The 21,919-nt window shown below is 46.4% G+C and carries 12 protein-coding genes; 7 read left to right on the forward strand and 5 right to left on the reverse strand.

Features of this window, described 5'->3' with window-relative positions:
* The first annotated feature begins 191 nt into the window (after positions 1-191).
* The 6 genes from E5355_RS14770 (at position 192) to E5355_RS14795 (ending at position 14,313) form a co-directional block, all read left to right on the forward strand.
* Positions 192-3,500, forward strand: coding sequence for a TonB-dependent receptor (locus E5355_RS14770; RefSeq protein ID WP_136010949.1), 3,309 nt, complete (start codon positions 192-194; stop codon positions 3,498-3,500).
* Between the two features lie 24 nt (positions 3,501-3,524).
* Positions 3,525-5,378, forward strand: a complete 1,854-nt coding sequence (locus tag E5355_RS14775) for a RagB/SusD family nutrient uptake outer membrane protein (protein ID WP_136010950.1) — start codon at positions 3,525-3,527, stop codon at positions 5,376-5,378.
* A 37-nt stretch (positions 5,379-5,415) separates the two neighbouring features.
* Entirely contained in the window at positions 5,416-6,258 is an 843-nt protein-coding gene (locus tag E5355_RS14780) for a discoidin domain-containing protein (RefSeq protein ID WP_136010951.1), read from the forward strand.
* A gap of 298 nt (positions 6,259-6,556) precedes the next feature.
* A complete protein-coding gene (locus tag E5355_RS14785) occupies positions 6,557-8,617 on the forward strand; it encodes a M60 family metallopeptidase (protein WP_168354348.1) in 2,061 nt (686 codons plus the stop codon).
* Between the two features lie 190 nt (positions 8,618-8,807).
* Entirely contained in the window at positions 8,808-12,668 is a 3,861-nt protein-coding gene (locus E5355_RS14790) for a TIM-barrel domain-containing protein (RefSeq protein WP_136010953.1), read from the forward strand.
* A 97-nt stretch (positions 12,669-12,765) separates the two neighbouring features.
* A complete protein-coding gene (locus tag E5355_RS14795) occupies positions 12,766-14,313 on the forward strand; it encodes a Gfo/Idh/MocA family protein (protein WP_136010954.1) in 1,548 nt (515 codons plus the stop codon).
* A gap of 364 nt (positions 14,314-14,677) precedes the next feature.
* On the opposite strand, the gene E5355_RS14800 is transcribed toward E5355_RS14795, so the two are convergent.
* From E5355_RS14800 to E5355_RS14820, 5 genes are all read right to left on the reverse strand, one after another.
* A complete protein-coding gene (locus E5355_RS14800) occupies positions 14,678-15,916 on the reverse strand; it encodes an ABC transporter permease (protein WP_136010955.1) in 1,239 nt (412 codons plus the stop codon).
* Positions 15,916-17,097, reverse strand: a complete 1,182-nt coding sequence (locus E5355_RS14805; protein WP_136010956.1) for an ABC transporter permease — start codon at positions 17,095-17,097, stop codon at positions 15,916-15,918. The genes E5355_RS14800 and E5355_RS14805 overlap by 1 nt, the downstream gene beginning before the upstream one ends.
* Before the next feature lie 24 nt (positions 17,098-17,121).
* The gene (locus E5355_RS14810) at positions 17,122-18,111 is read right to left on the reverse strand and encodes an HlyD family secretion protein (RefSeq protein ID WP_136010957.1); all 990 of its coding nucleotides are present in this window, start codon (positions 18,109-18,111) and stop codon (positions 17,122-17,124) included.
* A gap of 92 nt (positions 18,112-18,203) precedes the next feature.
* Positions 18,204-19,670, reverse strand: coding sequence for a TolC family protein (locus E5355_RS14815; RefSeq protein ID WP_136010958.1), 1,467 nt, complete (start codon positions 19,668-19,670; stop codon positions 18,204-18,206).
* Between the two features lie 121 nt (positions 19,671-19,791).
* Positions 19,792-20,670 carry a hypothetical protein gene (locus E5355_RS14820; RefSeq protein WP_136010959.1) on the reverse strand — a complete coding sequence of 293 codons (879 nt, stop codon included), beginning with the start codon at positions 20,668-20,670 and terminating at the stop codon, positions 19,792-19,794.
* 229 nt (positions 20,671-20,899) lie between these two features.
* On the opposite strand from E5355_RS14820, the gene mdh reads away from it, so the two are divergent.
* Entirely contained in the window at positions 20,900-21,841 is a 942-nt protein-coding gene (gene mdh, locus E5355_RS14825; protein ID WP_136010960.1) for a malate dehydrogenase, read from the forward strand.
* The last annotated feature ends 78 nt before the right edge of the window (positions 21,842-21,919 follow it).

Genomic DNA, 21,919 nt, shown 5'->3' on the forward strand with positions numbered 1-21,919 from the left:
TGGGCCAAATTTATTTAATGTTTAACTAGTCCCTATTTTTTATGGGACACTAATGTTGTTTGGAATGAATAAAAAAAGAAAGTAGAACCGTTTTTTGGGTACAAAAGCGGCCGGACAGTACTCCCAATACCAGCCGGCCGAAAGTGATTTTAATCAAAGTTATTTTTAGTAATCAAAATCAATACGAAAGTATGAAAAAGAAGACAACTTATGGTCGGATAAAGAGATGTTTTATATCTATTTATCTATTAGTTAGTGTTTTTTTAGTAGCGGAGGGCTATTGTTCTCCCCTTTATGCCGCAGATAATCGCGGCACAGAGAACGAACAGCGGGCGACTGCTGCTCGAACAGTGAAAGAAGTGTTCGGTTTCATCGAACAGAACAGCAACTTTGTCTTTCTGTATTCCAAGGATGTGAAGTCCGAACTGGAGAAGAAGATTTCCATGAACATCAGTGGAAAGAAAACGGAAGAGATATTGAAAGAACTCTCTTCTGCCACCGGTCTGGATTTTAAAATCAACGACCGTCAGATAACAGTGGCTAGAAAGGCTTCCGAGCCCCGGCCGCAAGCCGTGAACCAGGAAATCAAGGTGACCGGACAGGTGTTCGACGATCTGGGAGAAACTGTTCCGGGAGCGAACGTTACTTTGAAAGGTAATTCCACAGTGGGTACGGTGACCGACCTGGACGGTAACTTTACGCTAAGTGTTCCTCAAGGCTCCACGCTGGTGGTGTCGTTCATCGGTTATGCACTGTATGAATATGTGGTAAAGGGAACGGAAAAGGTGGTCATAAAGCTGGCTCCCGACTCTCAGGCATTGGACGAGGTTGTGGTAGTAGGTTACGGTATGCAACGTAAAAGCTCTATCACGGGTGCCATCGCTTCGGTGAAGTCCGACAAATTGAAGGATGTGACTACTCCCAGTGTAGCCAACATGCTTCAAGGTAAAGTGGCTGGTGTGGTGGTTACGCCTACTTCCGGTCAGCCGGGTGCGGGAGTAAGTATCCGTGTGCGTGGTATCGGGTCTATCCGTGGTAAGCAGGAACCTCTGTGGGTAATTGACGGTGTAGTGGGCGATGCGCTTGCCGACCTCAACCCGAACGACATCGAGAGCATCTCTATCTTGAAAGACGGTTCGGCCACAGCCCTTTACGGTTCTCGTGGTGCCAATGGTGTTGTGCAGGTCACTACCAAACGTGCCACTACTGGTACTTCGCAAATCAGCGCTTCCGCCAAGTTCAGTATCTCTCAGTTGCAGAAAGGCCACTTGGAAATGATGAACGGAGCCGAATATTATGATTATCTGGTTACCGCCTATACCAATGCGGGTACGTTGGCCGACCAGCACTCGCTCCAGCCCTATCTGAAAGACCGGAATTTCGATTGGTGGGACTATGCGACGCAAAACGCCCTCACTCAAAATTATAATGTGGCGTATAAATACGGTAACGACAAAATCAAGTCCTATATCTCCGGTGACTACTATACCGAAGATGGTGCCATCAAGGGATATGATTACGACCGCTTCACGCTGCGCTCCAATACCGATTATGTGGTTAACAACCGTTTGACCTTGAAAGCCAAGCTGGCTGTCAGCTATCGTGAGATTTTCGACCAACAGATGCCGTTGAACTATACCAGCTATACACCGTGGGATACTCCTTACGACTCTCAAGGTAACTTGAAGACCGGAAAAGAGGGACGTCCTACAAAAGAAGATGCTCCTATCGCCGACCCGCGCGATTATTGGTATTCGGACGGTAACTATAACAACATCTATAACAATCAGCTGAACTGGTCGAAGAGCAGAAAGAACGCGATGGATATCGGTTTCGGCTTTGACTACAAACTGTTTGACTTCCTTACTTTCGAATCGAACAACAAAATCGGTTTCAGCAATAGCTTCGGTGAATCTTATACCGACCCGAAAGCAATCGGACAAGAAACTTTGAAAGGTACAATCTACAACTCTACAGTCAACACAAGAGTAATTTTCGCCAATCAGATGCTGCGTCTTCTGAAGACTTTTGCCGACAAGCACGAAATCAATGCCTACATGTTCTATGAATACAATGAAAGACGCTATTATGACAATACGGGTCAGGCTTCCAAAATGTATCAGGGTAATGAGATTCTGAGCGGCGGTGCTTCCAATCCTAAAGTATCGGGCACAAAGACCGAGGAAAGGGATGCCGCATACCTATTCAATGGAAACTACTCTTATGACAACAAGTATCTTTTCCAAGTGATGTTCCGTGTGGACGGTTCTTCACGTTTCGGTGCCAACAAGCGTTGGGCTCCTTTCTGGTCCATCGGTGGCGGTTGGAACATGCACGAGGAGGAATTTATCCAGAAACTGGGCTTCATCAACCAATTGAAACCCCGTATCTCGTATGGTATTACCGGTAACCAGCCGGGCGGTGCATACGAATGGGTGACGAAGTTGAGCACTACATCCGAATATGGCAGCAACGTAGCTTTGTACTCTAACTATGCAGGAAACCCGGACCTTTCTTGGGAGGAGACTGCTTCTTTGGACTTCGGTCTTGACATCCGCTTGTTCGATCGCGTGAACATCGTGTTCGATGCCTACTCCAAGAAGGTGAAGAACCTGATTTACTTGAAGCACTTGCCCGCAGTGACAGGCTACAACCGTCAGACGGCCAACAACGGTAAACTGGAAAATAAGGGTTTTGAAATCACTGTGTCTCCCGAGATTATCAAGACCAAAGACTGGTACTGGGATATGTCCTTCAACTTGGGTTACAACAAAAACAAGATTACCCAACTGCCCGATGGCAATGAATATACATCGCAGGCTGTAGCGGTGGGCTATCCTTACATGAACTGGTATCTGCCGGAATGGGCAGGTGTAGATGCCATGACCGGACGCCCTTTATGGTTTGTGACCAACGAAGAGACCGGCGAGAAGACGGTGACGGGCACTTACAGCAAGGCAAACTCTGTACTGCTGAATGCTTCTCCTACTCCGAAGTTCAACGGTGCCATCGGAACTTCTTTGTCGTGGAAAGGCCTCTCCTTGAATGCCAATTTCGTATTTAGTGCGGGAGCCAAGATTTACAACGGCATGCGTGCGGGTGCACTCGACCGTGATGCCGGTCGTCCTTCTCAACCGCCTATGAAGCTGGCCGACGGATGGAACCGTTGGGAGAAACCTGGCGACAAGGCCACACATCCGCAACTGATAGCCGGCGGAAACAATGGTGCCGACCAAGCATCCACACGTTATCTGGAGAACGGTGACTTCTTTAAACTGAAATCCCTGACACTGGCCTATAGTTTGCCGAAAGGATGGCTGAAACCGCTGGGGCTGACTTCTGCCAACATCAGTGTGGGAGGTGAAAACCTGTTCACCATCACCAAATATTCGGGACAAGATCCGGAAATCCTGTTCTCTTCCAGTTACAACGGATCGGCCGGCAGTCTGGGTTATCCTACCGTAAGACGTTTTACCGTAGGTCTGAATGTTAATTTTTAATTGAATATCAAGAAGTATAATCGTATGAAAATAAAATATGCATTAGGAGCCTTGGGGCTATTGGCAGGAATGTCCGGATGCAGTCTGGATGTGAATATGTATGACGGAGTGATGGCCGAAGATTTGGACAACAAGAATATCACCGAATTGTCGCAAGGTACTTACCGTTTGCTCAAGAACGACGGTGGATTGATAGATAATGGCTACTACTTCTGGGCGTTTGGCGGTGATGACATTACATGGAACGGAACCTCAACGGGGGAGACATGGACGCTGTATGACTATAGTCGGAACATACGTAGCAGTGTGACGGAATATACTTGGGAGTTGGGTTACCGTGTGATTGGTAACTGCAACGAAGTGATTGAGAGAGTCAAAGGCTTGGGTGAAAAAAGTTCTGCTGAGGAAACGATAATGATGGGCGAGAACTACTACCTGCGTGCTTTGAGCTATTTCTTGTTGGTCAACGAGTTTGCACAGCCCTATTCCAACAATCCTACGCAGAATCCGGGTTTGCCTCTGAAGTTGAATACCGGTATTACGGACGAGGATATGCCGAAATCCCGTTCCACAGTGGCCGAAGTTTACGAGCAGGTGGTGAATGACTTGAAGGATGCCATCACTTACATGACTTTGCCGGCAGGTATGAGTTCCAAGTCGAACATCTACGCTACCAAGGAGGCTGCCGAAGCACTGTTGGCAAGGGTTTATCTCTACATGGATAATTGGGACGGTGCCTGGCAGATGGCAAACAATGTCATCACCTCAGGCAAGTACGAACTGGAACGTGGAGAACGTTATGCCACTTATCCGCAGTTTATTCCTGAAGATAACAGAGAGACTATCTTCGCTGTACGCCGCACGCTTGATAAGGATGACAATAGCGCCGGTCGTATGGGAGGAATGTTTATATGTATAGATGGTACAGGCTGGGAAGAAATGTCTCCCTCTTCCAGATATCTGGAGTTGATAGAACTTCATTTGGATGACAACGATATGCCCCTTGACTTGCGTAGCCAATATATTGTGAAGAGATTTGTGGAAGATGGAGCCGATGATTATACTCCGGTTCCCTATCTTGACAAGATGTATGAAGACTGGACGTTTGTCTATGGCAGAAAACCTGACAATTCCAAGACTTATAAATATGAGCAGAAGCGTATCAGAAAGCAGGCTGACGGCAGATATGCTGTGGTGAGAGCTGCAAAAGAAGGTGAACCGGAATACAATGCCGACAAAACGGTGTATGTAGTAGATAATAGTGTTGATTTCCAGTCTGGTCCGTATTTGCAGAAAGAGGATTATAACTTGGGTGAACGCTACTTCATCTTGGATGCAAGCGGCAACAAGGTTATCGGCCGTATCGAACCGAGAGTGTTTGATGCTGACACTAAGCGTGGCAAGGATGCCCAATTCTTAGTATATGCCATCAATAAACTTTCTTATCAGGAACAGAGTAAGCAATTGTGGTCGCCGGTCATCTCCCGTCTGTCGGAAATGTACTTGATTCGTGCGGAAGCCAACATTGAAAAGGGCGGTACGGTAAAGGCTACATTGGATGATGTCAACGAACTCCGCAGAAGAGCCGGTATTCCGGAATGGACCGAGGAGAATATGAAGATTGCTGAAAACGGTAGCCCCAAGGATATCCGCAAGATTGTGGAAGAAGAACGTATGCTGGAACTGGCTTGGGAAGGCCATCGCCGTTTCGATGTGTTCCGCAAACGTCAGACTTTGGATAGAAGATACCCGGGCGGTCATACCATGAAACTGGCAGAGCCTTTCTATGAGATTCCGTACAATTCTCCGGCTGTCTGCGAGTTCATCCCGCAGCTTCAGTACGATGCTTATCCTTATAAGTTGGAACAGAATCCTTAATGATAAACAGATTTACTAATTTAAAATAGACATACAAATGAAAAAGTTATCATATTTAATGTTGTTTCTTTTGTCGGTCATCATGTATGGATGTGCCGAGACTGAGCAACCGTATGTAGGATATATTGTTGTGGAACGTGCGGTAGTGGATGCTGCCGCCGGTTCAACTGCTACTGTAGTAGCTGATACGGATATTTCCTCTTCTATTTTCGTGCAAGTGGAAGATGGGGCCGACTGGTGTCAGGTGGCGGCTAATGGCAAGAATATAACTGTAACTGCTACGGCGGCCAATACGGCAGAGGCTTTCAGAACTGCTACCGTGTACGTGAAATGCGGATATCGTGAAACCACTTTTACCGTGTTACAGAAATTCGATGGACAAGAGTATCTGCAATATGACTGGACGCGCTGGACAGCTACCGGAAACGGTGTAGAAGCAAATGACGGTGGTGGCTATCCCAGCCTATTTACCGAGAATCGTGGGGAGTTCTGGCATAGCCAATACTCAACAGCGGTGCCTCTTCCTTATGTAATCGTTGTTGATATGAAAGAGGAGCTGGAAGTAGCCAAGTTTGATATCGGTAGAAGATACTATTCCGTAAATGGTAATAACTACGGTACGGTGAAGGCATTGAATATCTATGCCAGCACTGATAATGAAAACTTCACTGCTGTAGGAGGGTTCACATTTGCATTGCCGTGGACTGCACCCGATGGAACCGTTGTAACTTCTGCTACCCATCCTCTGATTCCGGCTTTTGAAGAAGTGATACTGACAGCACCGGTAACGGCGCGCTATATAAAACTTGAAATAACAGAAACCAACATGAGCAATAATGCTGCCCAGATTTCTTATTTCAAGGCCTATGAAAAAATCTAAAGTCACAATTTTGACTAACCTTATTTACTGAATCATTTGTGGAGGATGCCGCGAAGGTCGCTTCCGGCATCCTCTTGTTTAAAATTATAAAAAACGGAAACTTTATTCTAACCTTATACTCTATTATTTTATGAGAAACCTTTGTCTTTTTCCCATTCTATTCCTCCTTTTCACCCTTTTCATATCTTGTAAAGGAGAAGAGGAATTGCCGGTAACCACGCCTTTCATTGAAATCAGCAATCAAACTGTTCAGTTTGCACGTTTGGCAGCGAGCCAAACATGCAAAGTGAATACAAATATGGATGACATAAAGTGTGAGGTGACCTCAGGAGCCGACTGGTGTCAGGCAAGTTATGCCAATGAGGTGCTGACTATTGCAGTGGTGTCTAACCATGCCTATCAATCCCGTACAGGAACTGTCACACTGGTAGGAGGAGACATAAAGGCTACCGTCACAATTACCCAGGATGGTAAAGGCTCGTCTATCGGACAGGTGGGTGATGACCTGAAGATTGAGGCGACAAGTGCCAAGGCTTCTTCGCACCAGCCCGGTGAGGAGATTGAGAAGACATTGGATGGAAGCCTGAATACAATCTTTCATTCACCTTGGGTGGCCGATGAATATATGCCCGTTACGCTTGCCTATCATTTCGAGAAGGTGGAAAGGATGGACTATCTGGTTTATCATCCACGCACGGACGGTGGAGTGAATGGAAACTTCCGGGAGTTGGAACTCTATGTAGCCACTGCCGAAGAACCGGAGCCGAAGTTTTACGGAACGTACGATTTCCAAGGAAGTTCCGTAGCGTCCACCATCAGTTTCTCTCCGGCATTGGTGAACCCTACACAGATAAAGTTCGTTGTAAAATCGGGTAAAGGAGGATATGCCAGCTGCTCTGAAATGGAGTTCTATCGGAAGAATCCGGATAACTTTGACTATGCGGAACTGTTTACGGACGCCACTTGCTCTGAACTGAAGAAGGGCGTGGACGAAACCACTATTAATGCGGTGGAAAATCAGTTCTTCAAAGAGCTGGCGATGGAAATTCTTAAGGGTGAATATGAGAAAGAATTCAGGGTGCAAAGCTATAAATCCTGGCAACATCCGGATATCCCGGCCAAGCGCAACAAGACCAATATGTATGGACTGAGGGACAACCCTACGGGAATTTACGTCAATGAGGGCGAGGAACTGGTAGTCTTGGTAGGCGATACGCACGGACAGAATGTCTCGCTGTTTATTCAAGACACGAAGAATACCATCACGGGGATGTCAATGCCTCTATCCGAAGGTATCAACAAGAAGAAAGCTACAGTTTCGGGACTTATATATATCATGTATTATACTCCGACGGGGAGTGAACAGCCCGTCAAGATAAATATTGCGTCGGGCACCGTCAACGGTTATTTCGACAGCGGCAAACACACAAAGGCTGACTGGCAGAGGTTGCTGGACAAGGCTGTTTATAAACATTTCGACGTGATAGGTCGATATGCGTCGCTGACTTTTGAAACCGAAGCTTTCCGGAAATATACGCCCGACGGACTGGCATTGATTGACAAATATGACGAACTGGTGTGTCTGGAGCAGGAGTTTATGGGACTGCCCGAAAATAATCAAGGCTATAAGAACCATGCCTACTTCCTTGCCATATACGATGATGCAAGCTATATGTATGCCACTGACTACTACATGGGCTATCATGTAAGTACCCAGTCGGATATACTGGATTTGAAGAAATTCTCTACTACGGCTTGCTGGGGGCCTGCCCATGAACTGGGACATGTGCACCAGACCCGTCCCGGACTGAGATGGATAGGGATGACGGAAGTGACCAACAATATTCATTCTCTGTACATTCAGACTACTTGGGGGAATACTTCCCGCCTGTTGACGGACGGCTGCTATGAGAAAGCGTTCGGCACCTTGCTGAAGACGGGAAAGGCGCATAATGAAATAGATGACGTGTGGGTGAAATTGGTTCCCTTCTGGCAACTGAAACTCTATGTAATGGATGTAATGGGGAAAAAGGATTTCTATAAATACGTCTATGAACGGTTGAGGCAACAGCCGGATTTGGATACCACAGAAGAGACGGACGGTCTCCATCAATTGAATTTCGTGAAATTGGCCTGCGAATCGGCGCAACTCGATTTGACGGAATTCTTTGAGGCATGGGGATTTTTGACGCCGATAGACAGGTCTGTGACGGATTATGGTACTACTCAATTCACCATTACCCGGCAACAGATAGAACAAGTAAAGGAAGAAATTGCCTTGAAGAATTATCCTAAGCCTGCACATGATGATATTTATAATATGAAAGATGATAATATATCCGATTATCGTGTACGTTGATCCGATAAAAAGGACTGTTTGGTTTTATGAACCAGTTTAAATGAATCTGGAAGAAAATTTAAGTAAGTCTATTGCTTAAAATGATGCTAAAGTAATCTGCGTTTTATTACCTTTGTACCCGAGTGATGAAAAACGAAATCTGATAGCGAATCATATCAGTATTATATATCTAACCTTTAAATAAAAAAGAATGAACGACCTGTTAAATAATCTGGGGAAATGGAAAACAATGTCATTTGCTTTTGCAATGCTTTTCCCGGCTCCCTATCTGGTAACACAAGCTGTGTGTGGAGAAAAGGAGGGTGTTGCAATGGTGCGGCAAGTTTTCTCTGTCATCAGTGTTACGAAAATTAATCAGACAACTGTTGAAGTTCTGTATTCCAATCATCAGCGCATGACGCTTGATTTCTATGGAGACAATATCTTTCGTATGTTTCAAGACAATAACGGTGGCATACTTCGCGATCCGGAAGCAAAGCCGGAAGCAAAAATTCTTGTAAGCCAACCCCGTAAGGAAGTATCGCAACTGAAAGTTCAGGACGATGCAGGTTCTGTTTTCATCACTACCGGCAAGGTGAAAGTGGAAATGGATAAGAAGACAGCATTGATGAAAGTCGTCAACTTGCAAACGGGAGCTGTTGTGCTGGAAGAGGCCGAACCTGCCGTTTTTGATAAAGAAAGAGTTACCTTGAAGCTGAAAGAACATCCGTTGGAATATTTCTACGGCGGAGGTGTGCAGAACGGACGCTTCTCACACAAAGGCAAAACCATTTCTATCGAAAATCAGAATAGCTGGACGGATGGTGGAGTAGCTTCTCCTAATCCCTACTACTGGTCAACAAACGGTTATGGTCTCATGTGGCATACTTTCAAAAGAGGTGCCTATGACTTCGGACGGGAAGAGAAAGGCATTGTGAAGCTGTTTCATCAAACGGATTATCTGGATATTTTCGTGATGGTGAACGATGGTGCCGTGCCTTTGCTGAATGATTTCTATCAACTGACGGGTAATCCGGTACTGATACCGAAGTTCGGTTTCTATCAAGGGCACTTGAATGCCTATAACCGTGACTACTGGAAAGAAGACGAAAAAGGAATCCTGTTTGAGGACGGCAAACGTTATAAGGAGAGCCAGAAAGATAATGGCGGCATCAAAGAATCGCTGAACGGAGAAAGAAATAATTATCAGTTTTCTGCGCGTGCCGTGATAGATCGTTATAAGAATCACGACATGCCCTTAGGCTGGTTGTTGCCCAACGACGGTTATGGAGCCGGCTACGGCCAGGCGGAAACATTGGACGGCAATATTCAAAATCTGAGGAGTCTGACGGACTATGCTCATCGGAACGGAGTGGAAATAGGTCTGTGGACGCAGTCCGACCTTCATCCCAAAGAGGGTATCAGCGCGCTGCTGCAACGTGATATCGTCAAAGAGGTAAGAGATGCGGGAGTGCGTGTGTTGAAAACCGATGTTGCCTGGGTAGGTGCCGGATACTCTTTCGGATTGAACGGTATTACGGATGTAGCCCGGATTATGACTTATTATGGTAATGAAGCCCGTCCTTTCATTATCTCTTTAGACGGTTGGGCGGGTACACAGCGTTATGCCGGCATCTGGTCGGGCGACCAAACCGGAGGTACATGGGAATACATCCGTTTCCATATTCCTACTTACATCGGTTCAGGACTGTCAGGCAATCCAAATATCTGTTCGGATATGGACGGTATTTTCGGAGGAAAGAACCCCGTTGTGAATACACGTGATTTCCAATGGAAGGCCTTTACCCCTATGCAATTGAATATGGATGGATGGGGTGCCAATGAGAAATATCCCCATGCTCTTGGCGAACCTGCCACTTCCATCAACCGCTGGTATCTGAAGTTGAAGTCGGAAATCATGCCATACGCCTATAGTATCGCCAAAGAATCTGTGGACGGACTGCCTATGATGCGTGCTATGTTCCTTGAATATCCCAATGTCTATACGTTGGGCAAAGCTACGCAATATCAGTTCCTTTATGGACCGTACTTCTTGGTGGCTCCCATTTATCAAGCCACGAAAGCCGATGAACAAGGCAATGACATCCGTAATGGCATCTATCTGCCTGATGGTGAATGGGTAGATTATTTTTCCGGTGAAATCTATCAAGGCGGATGCATTATCAATAATTATGTTGCACCGCTTTGGAAATTACCTGTATTCGTGAAGAACGGAGCCATTATTCCTATGACGTCCCCCAATAATAACGTCAATGAAACAGACAAAAATCTGCGTATATACGAACTCTATCCTTACGGAAAGAGCACATTTACCGAATATGATGATGACGGTATGACTGAAGAGTACCGTTCGGGCAAGGGTGTAAACACTCTGATTGAATCTGTTGCCGGTGAAAAGGGCGATGTAACGGTAATCGTTCATCCGGCTCAGGGCGACTTCAATGGTTTTGTAAAAGAGAAGTCAACCGAATTCAGAATCAATGTAACCGAGAAACCCAAAAAGATTCTGGCAACTGTCGGAAAGAACAAGGTTAAACTTGTGGAAGCAAACAGCATGGATGAGTACCTTCAGAAAGAGAATGTCTATTTTTATGATGCCAAACCCAACTTAAACAAGTTTGCCACTAAAGGAAGCGACTTCGAGAAAGAGGTAATCACGAAGAATCCCCAAGTGCTTGTCAAGTTGGCGACTACTGACATTACAGCAAACCGGACAACCTTGAAGATAAGCGGTTTTGTATTTGCTCTGGCTGATAGGTATAAGGTAACTTCAGGTCCGCTGGTCGCTCCGAAAGCGCAGGTCACCGAAGATAATACGGAAGCCTATGCTTTGAAACCGACTTGGGAAAAGGTGGATAATGCTGATTATTACGAGATAGAGTTTGAAGGTATGAATTATAGTACCATTAAAGATACGGAATTGCTGTTTGAAGGATTGAACGTGGAAACCATCTACAACTTCAAGATACGTGCGGTGAACAAAGACGGGCAATCTGACTGGTCGGCCTTCAGTGCCACTACGAAAAGAGACCCGCTGGAATTTGCCATACATGGAATTGTGGGTGAGACAACTGCCGCCAATCAAGGTCGTTCACTCCGCCGTTTATTCGACTTTGAGGAAGGAGAGTTGTGGCATACCAAGTACAATGAAAAGGCCATTCCGTTCGACTTGATTATGGATTTGAAATCTATCAACCAAGTTGATAAATTCCATTATCTCCCTCGTGAGAATGCCGGAAACGGAACTATCTTGAAAGGTACGGTTTACTACAGCATGGATAAGGAGAACTGGACTGAAGCGGGAGCATTCGACTGGAAGCGTGATAATGAAGTGAAGATATTCACGTTTTCCCAAGTGCCGACAGCCCGTTACATAAAGATGAACGTTACGGAAGCTGTGGGTAACTATGGTTCGGGTCGAGAAATATACGTATTCAAAGTGCCTGGAACAGAAAGTTATCTGCCGGGCGACATCAACAACGATAAGTTGGTGGATGAAAACGACTTGACTTCTTATACCAACTATACCGGTCTGCGTCGGGGCGATGCCGATTTTGAAGGATACATCAGCAATGGTGACTTGAATCGTAACGGATTGATAGATGCTTATGACATTTCAGTCGTGACCACACAACTTGAAGGCGGTGCTGACGGTGTCAGAGGTGAAAAGGTGGAAGGAAACATCAGCATCAGTACCCCGAAACGCAGTTATGCCAAAGGTGAGATTATCGAGGTGTTGGTGAAAGGAACCGACCTGCGCCATGTGAATGCCCTTAGCTTTGCTCTGCCCTATAATCCTGCCGATTATGAGTTTGCTGGTATACAGCCGTTGGGCATGAAGGCGATGGAGAATCTGACGAACGACAGACTTCACACTAATGGGGTCAAGTCTGTATATCCCACATTCGTGAATATCGGAGAACGTGAGGCTCTTGAGGGGGATTGCGATTTGTTTGTCATCAGATTCAAGGCTCGCAGGAATGTGAAGTTTGACTTGAAGATGTTGGACGGATTCTTGGTAGATAAACAATTAGGTGTATGCAATTTCTAAAACTATGTTACTCATTTGCTTCATTTGTATGCTTTGAGTATCTTTGCGGAGTGAATGAGTAACGTTATAATAATTCTAATTTTAAATTAACTAAATCATGAAGAAAATTGGATTCTTGGTGTTGAGCTTATGCTTTGCATTTAGTGCATGCTCAACGCAAACTGCCACTACTGTGAACACCTCGGAAAAAGGAACGCAGTGGGAATGGAAAAATGGAACTATTGTTGTGCAGACGCCCGAACGTCCTGCAGGACAAAAGAGTGTGTTGGGACTTACTGTTCCCAAGATGGAAGTAGTGCGTGTAGGTTTTGTAGGTTTGGGTATGCGTGGCCCCGGTGCGGTAGAGCGTTTTACTCACATCCCCGGAACTCATATTGTGGCTCTTTGCGACTATGAGGAAAAGCGTGCGGAGAGATGTCAGAAGTATCTTGAAAAAGCATCTCTGCCCAAGGCTGCCGTTTATTCCGGTGCTACCGGCTATGAGGAACTCTGCAAGCGCGATGATATAGACCTCGTTTATGTTGCCGCCGACTGGCTGCATCATTTCTCCGTTGCCAAATGTGCTTTGGAGAATGGCAAGCATGTGGCTATTGAGGTTCCTTCTGCCATGAACTTGCAGGAATGCTGGGATTTGATTAACTTGAGTGAAGCAAATCGCAAACACTGTATGATTCTGGAGAATTGCTGCTATGACTGGTTTGAAATGAATACTTTGAACATGGCTCAACAAGGCGTTTTCGGTGAGGTTATCCGTGCACAGGGTGCTTACATCCACAACTTGGAGCCGTTCTGGGATTACTATTGGAAAAACGGTGAAAACGACAAATTGGGATGGCGTCTGGAGTTCAACATGAGACATCGCGGTGATGTGTATGCTACTCACGGCCTTGGCCCTGTGGCACAAGCACTCGACATTCATCGTGGCGACCGTGTGACTACATTGGTGGCGATGGATACGAAGTCTGTAGTAGGTAAAGCGTTGGTAGAAGAACGTGCCGACTCTGCTTGCAATAATTTCCGCAATGGAGACCATACTACTACTTTGTTGCGTACAGCCAATGGTAAGGTGATTGAGATTCAGCACAATGTAATGACTCCGCAACCTTACAATCGTCTGTATCAGCTTACCGGTACTAAGGGATTTGCCAACAAGTATCCTGTAGAAGGATATGCTTTGGATGCCAAGCAGCTTAGTGCTTCGGGTGTACAGCCTAAAGTGGATGATTTGAGCTCGCATGGCTTCCTGCCTGATTCTGAAATGAGAGCTTTGATAGAAAAGTACCAGCACCCTATTCTGAAGAAATATGGTGAGATGGCCAAGGAAGTAGGTGGTCATGGCGGTATGGACTTTATCATGGACAGCCGTATGATATATTGCTTGCAAAACGGTCTTCCTTTGGATATGGATGTATACGACCTCGCTGAGTGGTGCTGCCTTGCAGAATTGGGCGAGCTTTCTATGGACAACGGTTGTGCGGCTGTGGCATTCCCCGATTTCACCCGTGGTGAATGGAATGTGGTGAAGGGCTACAAGCATGCTTATGCAAGTCTGGAAGAGGAAGCTGCTTCCATGGAAAAGGCGAAAGCATTTACTGCTAAGTTGAAGGAACGGGGAGCTAAGGAATGGGCTGCTGAAAAGAAATAATAAGAAGCAGATAAATTCTTAAAGTACGCACGGGTTACGCGGAAAGTTACGGATGAATTTTATTCTCCGTAGATTCCGGGTAATCCGTGTCTCTTTTTGTATTCTTGCGTTAATAAATGAACCTCCGAAAATCTTGCTGTTTCTTAAAAGCATTGTATATTTGTCTTCATACCTGAGATACTTTACTCATGTTGAAGAAACACATACAGCCATAATTAGGCATTACAGCCGTTTGTCTGTTTGCTGCTTTCCCGATACTGTAGACTGAATACTTGTTTCCTTTAACAAAACAGACTGTTTCAATATAGCGAACTGACAGTTTCAATATGATGAACAAATAGTTCTGATATATTGGAACAATGTGTTACGCTTCTATATTCTTATGCTTCTTATACTCTTCAATCACGTGTTTCCTGCTTTGGAGTATTTGCCAGCGATATACCAGGCAAGTGGTAATGAAGTAACTCCCCGTTTGTATCCATAGTGCCTGATACTCGAAAGAGACTTCATGGAGTGTGGCTCCCATGCTGTTGATGCGTACATAGGCGTTGATGCCAAAGGTAGAAGGGAAGATGTACGAGAAGTACTTCCAGAAAGCAGGCATGGCAGTTCCCGGCCACGAAATGCCGGAAAGGAATAGCAACGGCACGGAGGTGAACACGAACAGCAGCATGCACGTTTCGCGGTTGCGGATGGCAATGGATGCCGTCATGGCAAAGAAAATACAAGCGGCCAGGTAGGGCAGGGTGAACAGAACCAGGACACCCGGTATCGCTATTTGGTTGAGGCTGAAAAGCCATGGAACCACGCACAGTATATATACCGATATCAGTGAATATATCATGAAGTAGCTCAGCCCTTTTCCCATCACAATGCGTAGTGTGCCGTTATAATGGCGGTTGATAGGCACCAGGTCTCTGAAACGGTTCTGCTCGCGTGCCGTTCCGGCAGACAAGCCGATGCCGAGCAGAAGGGTTTGTTGGATAATCAATACTAATACAGCTGGAATCAGGAAAGCGGCAAATCCGTTGGTCGGGTTATAGAGGGCGACATCCTCATACTCTATCGGGTAGGCGGTAATCTCGTCTTGGCGGTCGGTGGTATTGACGCTTCGCTCCACTTTGATGTCTGCGTTCATGGCGAGCGACACGTTGGTGTTGGCAGTCAGCAAGGCTTTGTAATACAGCAGTCCGCTCATGTCGCAGAAGATACTGACCTGCGTTTGCTTACCGCGTACAATGTCGTCGCTGAAGCTGGAGGGGATGTATATAATGCCGTATGCCTTGCGCTCCTTCAGCATCAGTTTGGCTTCTTCCATATCGGCGCAGTAGCTCACGAGGCTCACTTCGGGGCTGGAGTCCACTTTCCGCAGGTATTCGCGGCTCAACGAGGAGCGTGAATCATCCACCACGACAGTGGGCACTTCGTGGATGGTTTCGTTGGTATAGATGAAAGCATATATCAACGGATAGGCCAACGGAACGAGCACGAAGAAGATGAGCACGCCTTGGTCGCGGAAGGTTGTGCCGAATTCCCGTTTCCATATATAGAACAAGTCATGAATGCCTTGTATCACTTTCTGTCTGAAGGTCAGGTCTTTCATTAGGGCATATATTTATAGTAAACCAATGCTCCTTTCAGCCTATGAGCTATGAAGAACGGAAGCATCATGAAAATAAGCAGTGCTACGTAGTTGACCCACGAGTAAATCATGGGGTATCCATTCAGTGCCTGGTCCACATATATCAGGAAATAGTGGCGCAGGGGGAACAGATTGACCAATGCCTGCAATACGGGGTGCATGCCCATGACGGGGAATGACAATCCGCACATGGAGAAAGAGAGTACGCCCCATAGGGAAGCGAAACTGAGTCCCAGACGCAGGGTAGGCAAGGTTCCTATCATCAATATTCCCATGCCTTGCGATGCCAACACTAGGCAAAGGGTGGCAAGCAGCATCGGTAGGATGCCGCTGTTGCAGGGGAAATGGAGGAAACCGTATAGGTATACATTATATAATATCCCCATCAGGAAGAAGATGGCGGTATGTGGTAGCAGTTTGCCGGCAAGGGAAATCCAAATGGAATTGTTGCCCATGTGCAGCCATTCTCGGGCGGTGCGGTCTTTTATCTCGACTCCGATGGAATAGACGGTTACCATGAAGATAAGCAGCATCAATACACCCGGTGCAAAGGTATTGCATAGATATACGGAGTAGTTCAGCCACGGGTTATTGAGTGGATGCGTATCTATGACGATAGGCTGGAGGAAGGCCATCGCTTGCTCTTCGGTAGCTCCTTTGGCATATAGGGTGGTACGTGCTGCGGCGCCGGATGCCAATTCGCTCATCATCTTCATGTCTTTGAAGAGGAGTGAACCTGCGATGAGCAGGGTATTGTTTGTGTAGAAAGAGAGTTTGGGCTGTCGTCCGGCTTGTGCTTTGGCAGAGGTACCTTCGGGAATGTAGAAGAAACCGTAAATCTCTCCGCGTTGCATGGCGGTACGGGCTTCGTTGATGGTAGGGTAGCGGGCGACGACGGCTGTCTGCTCAAAAGCGTCCAAGTTACGTGTCAGCTGGCGTGAAGTGGCACTCATGTCTTGGTCTACCACACCTACGGGCATGTCCGTAGGAAGCCCGGAGTCCATCAGCGTGGTGAAGAATATATAGCAGAACAACGGTGCTATCACCATACAGAACAGATAGAGCGGGCGAGAAACAAGACGGCGGCATTCGCGTCTTGCTACATTCCACAAAGCCGTATGTTTCTTATTTCTTTCCATCATCCTCTCCAATAACTCATAACTCCTTTATTTCTTCAATATAACACTCATTCCCGGACGCAGTCCTTCTACCTTCTCTTGCGGAGCGGCTTTTACTTCGAATGTTTTCAGGTCGAACTGGCCGGTAGTCTTGGTCGCTTTCCAGGCGGCATATGTGCCGAGGTCCTTCATATAGTACACTTTCAGGCGGATATTCTTATCAAGGGCAGGTATGAACGCTTCGAATTCGGTATTCATACCCAATCCTTGCAGCAAGTCCTCGCGTACATTGAAAGTCACCCACATGTCGTCCAGAATGGCAATGTTCATAATGGGAGCACCCGTACCCACGAGCTCACCAACTTTGGGGAATATTTCGGATACCTCACCGGCAGCCTGTGCAATCAGGTAAGTTTCCTTAATGTACGATTCGACTTCGGCCACAGCTCCTTTGGCACGTTCCACCAAGGCAGCGGCAGCGGCTTTGTCTTCGCGTTCCGCACCGTTCTTGGCCATGTCGTATTGGGCTTTGGCGGCTTTCTCGGTAGCCCGGGCTGCATTGCGTTGGGCGGTAACTTCGTCAAGCTTCTGTGCGGACATCACGCCTTGGTCGTACAGGTTCTTCACACGCTTGTAAGATTTCTCAGAAATCTCCAGTCCGGCCAGTGCCTTTTGCCACATTTCGTAGGCAGCTTGTATCTGTTCCCGACGGGCGCCTTTCAAAGCCTTTTCGTTCTGGGCCTGGGCTGCCGATTCGGCGGCTCGTGCTTGTTCCAATTTGGCCTGTACGTCCGGAGCCTCCAGAATGGCAAGAGTGTCTCCGGCTTGTACGCTTTGTCCTTCTTTTACACGAAATTCCAGAATACGTCCCGGCACTTTGCTCGATACTCGATACTCCGTTACTTCTGCTTGTCCTTGCACAATCTCCGGCCCTTTACGCAACATGAAGAAACCTGCAAGGGCAACGATGGCAATGACTCCCGTCAGCGTGAGGAATGCCAACAACATGTTGCTGTTTTGTGATTTTGTATCCATCATTTTATTTGCTATTTGACTATTTGCGATTGAAGTTACATTTACTATTCTCAATTGAAGTTACTTTATTTCGATTACGAATCAATGACGATTTATTAATCGTCTAATCGTAAATCCCCCGTTGCCTTCCTCAGATAGATTTCCGTCAGTTTTGCGTCAATCTGTGCGTCAATCTTTTCCGATTGGGCGGAAAGCCATGCGGTATGTGCTTCGAGCACATTGCTTGCGGGTATAACGCCTTCCTCAAAACCAAGTGTAGCGTATCTCAGGTTCTCGTTGGCTTTTTCCAGATTCTTTTCGGCCATGGTCAGTTTTTTGGCAGCTTCGTTCACTTGGAAAACCGACTGGTTGACCTGCAACTCTATCTTTTCTTTGGCGTCATCCAACTGGTATTGGGCGATGCGTGCTTCCGATTTGGCTGCTTTTACTTTATAGATGCCTTCGCCCCAGTGCCAGATGGGTATCGACACCATGACGCCCACATTCCACATCCCCTTGAATTTCTTCTCAAAACTGTTGAAGACGGAAGGGTTGGTTGCCATATAGCTGCCCATTAGTGCTACGGAAGGAAGATATTCCGAGCGGGTGACATTTACTTTCTGCTTATAAATTTGCGTGGCGAGTTCCAGGCTGCGCACTTCGGGACGGGTGGCATAAACGTTGTTGATGTCAATGGTACCGTTTTTCGGAGTAGTGGGAGCCAGATCTTCCTTCTGTTCGTCTGTGAGCATGACGGGAGTGGAAAGGTCGAGACCACATAATTGGCACAGCAGCATCCTGGCAAGGCTCAGGCCATCGGTTACCTTGGTCAGAGTCATTTCGGCTTCATTCACTTTTACTTTGATGGAGAGTCCGTCTGCTTTGGTGGCAACGCCTTCGGCAATCATTTTGCCGACGTCACCGTCGAGCTTCTGCAGTAGTTTTAGATAACCTTCTGCCAGCTTCTTTTTATGGGCAAGGGACACTACCTGCCAATATGCCTGATCTGTACTCAGGATTACTTCCTGCATGCCGGCGTTGTGTTGCTGGCGGGCCAGTTCTTCGGCGTATTTGGTGATTCTGTTGTAGGCACGTATCTTGCCGCCCATATATAGGGGCTGGGTTAAGGTCAGTGCGCCCGCATACATGTTGCGGGTGTCTGTACGAAAGGCGTCGACCAAGGATTGGCCTGCGCCGTCGAGGGCACCTGCCAGACTTTGTCCTAAAGCCGGCAATTGACCTGCCAGTTCTGGGTGAAGCTGTGCGATGACTTGGGCAGCCTGCTGTAACGGTCCGCTGAGACTTGTGCCCAATCCGGACAAGGCTCCTTTCTGAGCGTCACTGAGGATGGACAACTCTTTTTGACTGCGCATATATCCACCGCTGGCCGAAATGTTGGGAAGGTAATTAGTGAATGCCGCTTTTCTTTGATAGTGGGCGGCGTTGATTTTTTCCTGGCTTATCAGCAGTTCTTTGTTGTTGGAGATTGCCAATGCACGGCAACTATCCAAGCTTAATGCTTCCTGAGCCTTCATGGGGAAGGACAGGTATGCCAAACAGATGAAACAGAAGAACTTTTTCATTGGGCTATACATTAATTAAAGTGATGAATCAGTTGTTTATACAGCAACAATAATTGCATAAACAACGATGCAAATGTATAGGCTTTCAATGATATTGCAAAATAATTTAGTTTTTTTTGTATTAATTCAAGCTGAATGATTGCGAACCGATAAGGGTACCGTCAGCAAAAATGTCTACGCGGTAGGTGCCTGCATAGAGGTATTCTTCTACATCCCAATATACGGTGACGGCTTGCTCTTCTCCGTTGTATTCTATATACTTCTTGATGGAATACACTAGTTCCCGGTTCTCGTACGGGAAGGTGTTCGAGGGACTTTTGGTCAGAACGTCGTTGTCCGGTTTGGTGATGCGGATGTAGAGGGTGCGTTCACCGGTCTCTGCAGTGATGTTTTTCACGATGGAGAAGTTTATTTTGAACTTCACGATGTCTTTTACCTTCTTGGCAGTCTTGCCGCGTTTGTTGGTGGGTTGCACAGAGATATTGGTGGCGTCCAGTTGGGCGGCAAGTGTCACGGTCTTGGTCAGGTTTTTCTTCTCTTCGGACAAATTACTGATTTGCCGGGAAGCGGCGTTGTACTTCTTGGTGACATCGGCTATTATTTCCTTCTGTTGGGCGGTCAGGCGGTTCAACGAGTCAATCTGGTTGATATAGCCTATCATGACTTTGCGGAGAGAGGCCAGTTCCTTCTTCAAACGGCGTATCTCGGTGGCATTGCTGCTCTTCACGGTACGGAGTTCTTCCAATAAACGTTGGGTCTTCAGTTGTTCTTGCTCCAAAAGTACGGAGAGAGAGTCATTGGAGACGGTCAACTTCAGTTCGTCATATTGTCTGGCGAAGTCTGTGTATTGATTTTCAAGGTCTTCTTTATCCAGATTGAATTCCATCACCAGCTCCTTGTTGGTTTGCTTTTCGGAAATCAGCAGAATGGTAACTCCTATTAATAATAGTATAAGGAGGCTGCCTGTCGCAATGAGAAGTGTATTTTTCTTAACTGCCATTTTTTTAATGATTAATGGTTAAGTGATTAATGGTTCATGGACGATTGTTTGTACCCTGTTCATGAATCGTCCGCAAAATTAATCATTAATCATTAATCATTGTCCACTAATCATTGTCTAAATGTGTATTTAACTAAAATTATTACGGAAATATTTCTCTAATTACGAAGTTCGCCGTACTTTTGCGTCATCTTTAAAGAACACTTATAAACAAAAAAAATTAGAAATTATGTCAAAAGTAACCGTAGTAGGTGCAGGTAACGTAGGTGCTACATGCGCTAATGTGTTAGCCTTTAACGAAGTGGCTGACGAAGTGGTAATGCTGGACGTGAAAGAAGGCGTTTCAGAAGGTAAGGCAATGGATATGAAGCAGACTGCTCAACTGCTGGGCTTCGACACCACTATTGTAGGTTGTACCAACGATTATGAGAAGACTGCCAACTCCGACGTTGTAGTGATTACTTCCGGTATTCCCCGTAAGCCGGGCATGACTCGTGAAGAATTGATCGGTGTTAATGCAGGTATCGTTAAGTCGGTTGCACAGAACATCCTGAAATATTCTCCGAATGCTATCCTCGTGGTTATTTCCAATCCGATGGATACCATGACCTATTTGGCACTGAAGTCCTTAGGCTTGCCGAAGAACCGTATCATCGGTATGGGTGGTGCTTTGGACAGTTCCCGTTTCAAATATTTCTTGTCTCAGGCTTTGTGCTGCAACGCCAACGAAGTGGAAGGCATGGTTATCGGTGGTCACGGTGATACTACCATGATTCCGTTGGCTCGTTTGGCTACTTACAAAGGACAGCCGGTAAGCGCACTGCTGAGCGAAGAAAAACTGAACGAAGTGGTAGCTTCTACTATGGTAGGTGGTGCTACGCTGACTAAGTTGCTGGGTACTTCTGCATGGTATGCTCCGGGTGCGGCAGGCGCTTATGTTGTTGAGTCTATCATCCATAACCAGAAGAAGATGATTCCTTGCTCGGTATATCTGGAAGGAGAATACGGTGAATCAGACATCTGTATCGGTGTTCCCGTAATCCTTGGTAAGAACGGTATCGAGAAAATCGTTGAACTGGAACTGACTGCTGACGAAAAAGCTAAATTTGCTGCCAGCGCTGCTGCTGTTCACAAGACAAATGCTGCTTTGAAGGAAGTAGGTGCTCTCTAATTGAGGGTAACTTAAAATGATAAGCAAACCTCACGGTCTTTTTTCGAAAGGAAAAGTCGTGAGGTTTTTTGTATTCTC

The organism is Bacteroides muris (ex Afrizal et al. 2022), assembly GCF_004793475.1.
In the GTDB taxonomy this organism is placed as follows: domain Bacteria; phylum Bacteroidota; class Bacteroidia; order Bacteroidales; family Bacteroidaceae; genus Bacteroides; species Bacteroides muris.

Coding starts and splice junctions, on each gene's coding strand:
- E5355_RS14770 (WP_136010949.1), top strand. CDS start 192: ATGAAAAAGAAGACAACTTATGGTCGGATAAAGAGATGTTTTATATCT.
- E5355_RS14775 (WP_136010950.1), top strand. CDS start 3,525: ATGAAAATAAAATATGCATTAGGAGCCTTGGGGCTATTGGCAGGAATG.
- E5355_RS14780 (WP_136010951.1), top strand. CDS start 5,416: ATGAAAAAGTTATCATATTTAATGTTGTTTCTTTTGTCGGTCATCATG.
- E5355_RS14785 (WP_168354348.1), top strand. CDS start 6,557: ATGGATGACATAAAGTGTGAGGTGACCTCAGGAGCCGACTGGTGTCAG.
- E5355_RS14790 (WP_136010953.1), top strand. CDS start 8,808: ATGAACGACCTGTTAAATAATCTGGGGAAATGGAAAACAATGTCATTT.
- E5355_RS14795 (WP_136010954.1), top strand. CDS start 12,766: ATGAAGAAAATTGGATTCTTGGTGTTGAGCTTATGCTTTGCATTTAGT.
- E5355_RS14800 (WP_136010955.1), bottom strand. CDS start 15,916: ATGAAAGACCTGACCTTCAGACAGAAAGTGATACAAGGCATTCATGAC.
- E5355_RS14805 (WP_136010956.1), bottom strand. CDS start 17,097: ATGATGGAAAGAAATAAGAAACATACGGCTTTGTGGAATGTAGCAAGA.
- E5355_RS14810 (WP_136010957.1), bottom strand. CDS start 18,111: ATGATGGATACAAAATCACAAAACAGCAACATGTTGTTGGCATTCCTC.
- E5355_RS14815 (WP_136010958.1), bottom strand. CDS start 19,670: ATGAAAAAGTTCTTCTGTTTCATCTGTTTGGCATACCTGTCCTTCCCC.
- E5355_RS14820 (WP_136010959.1), bottom strand. CDS start 20,670: ATGGCAGTTAAGAAAAATACACTTCTCATTGCGACAGGCAGCCTCCTT.
- mdh (WP_136010960.1), top strand. CDS start 20,900: ATGTCAAAAGTAACCGTAGTAGGTGCAGGTAACGTAGGTGCTACATGC.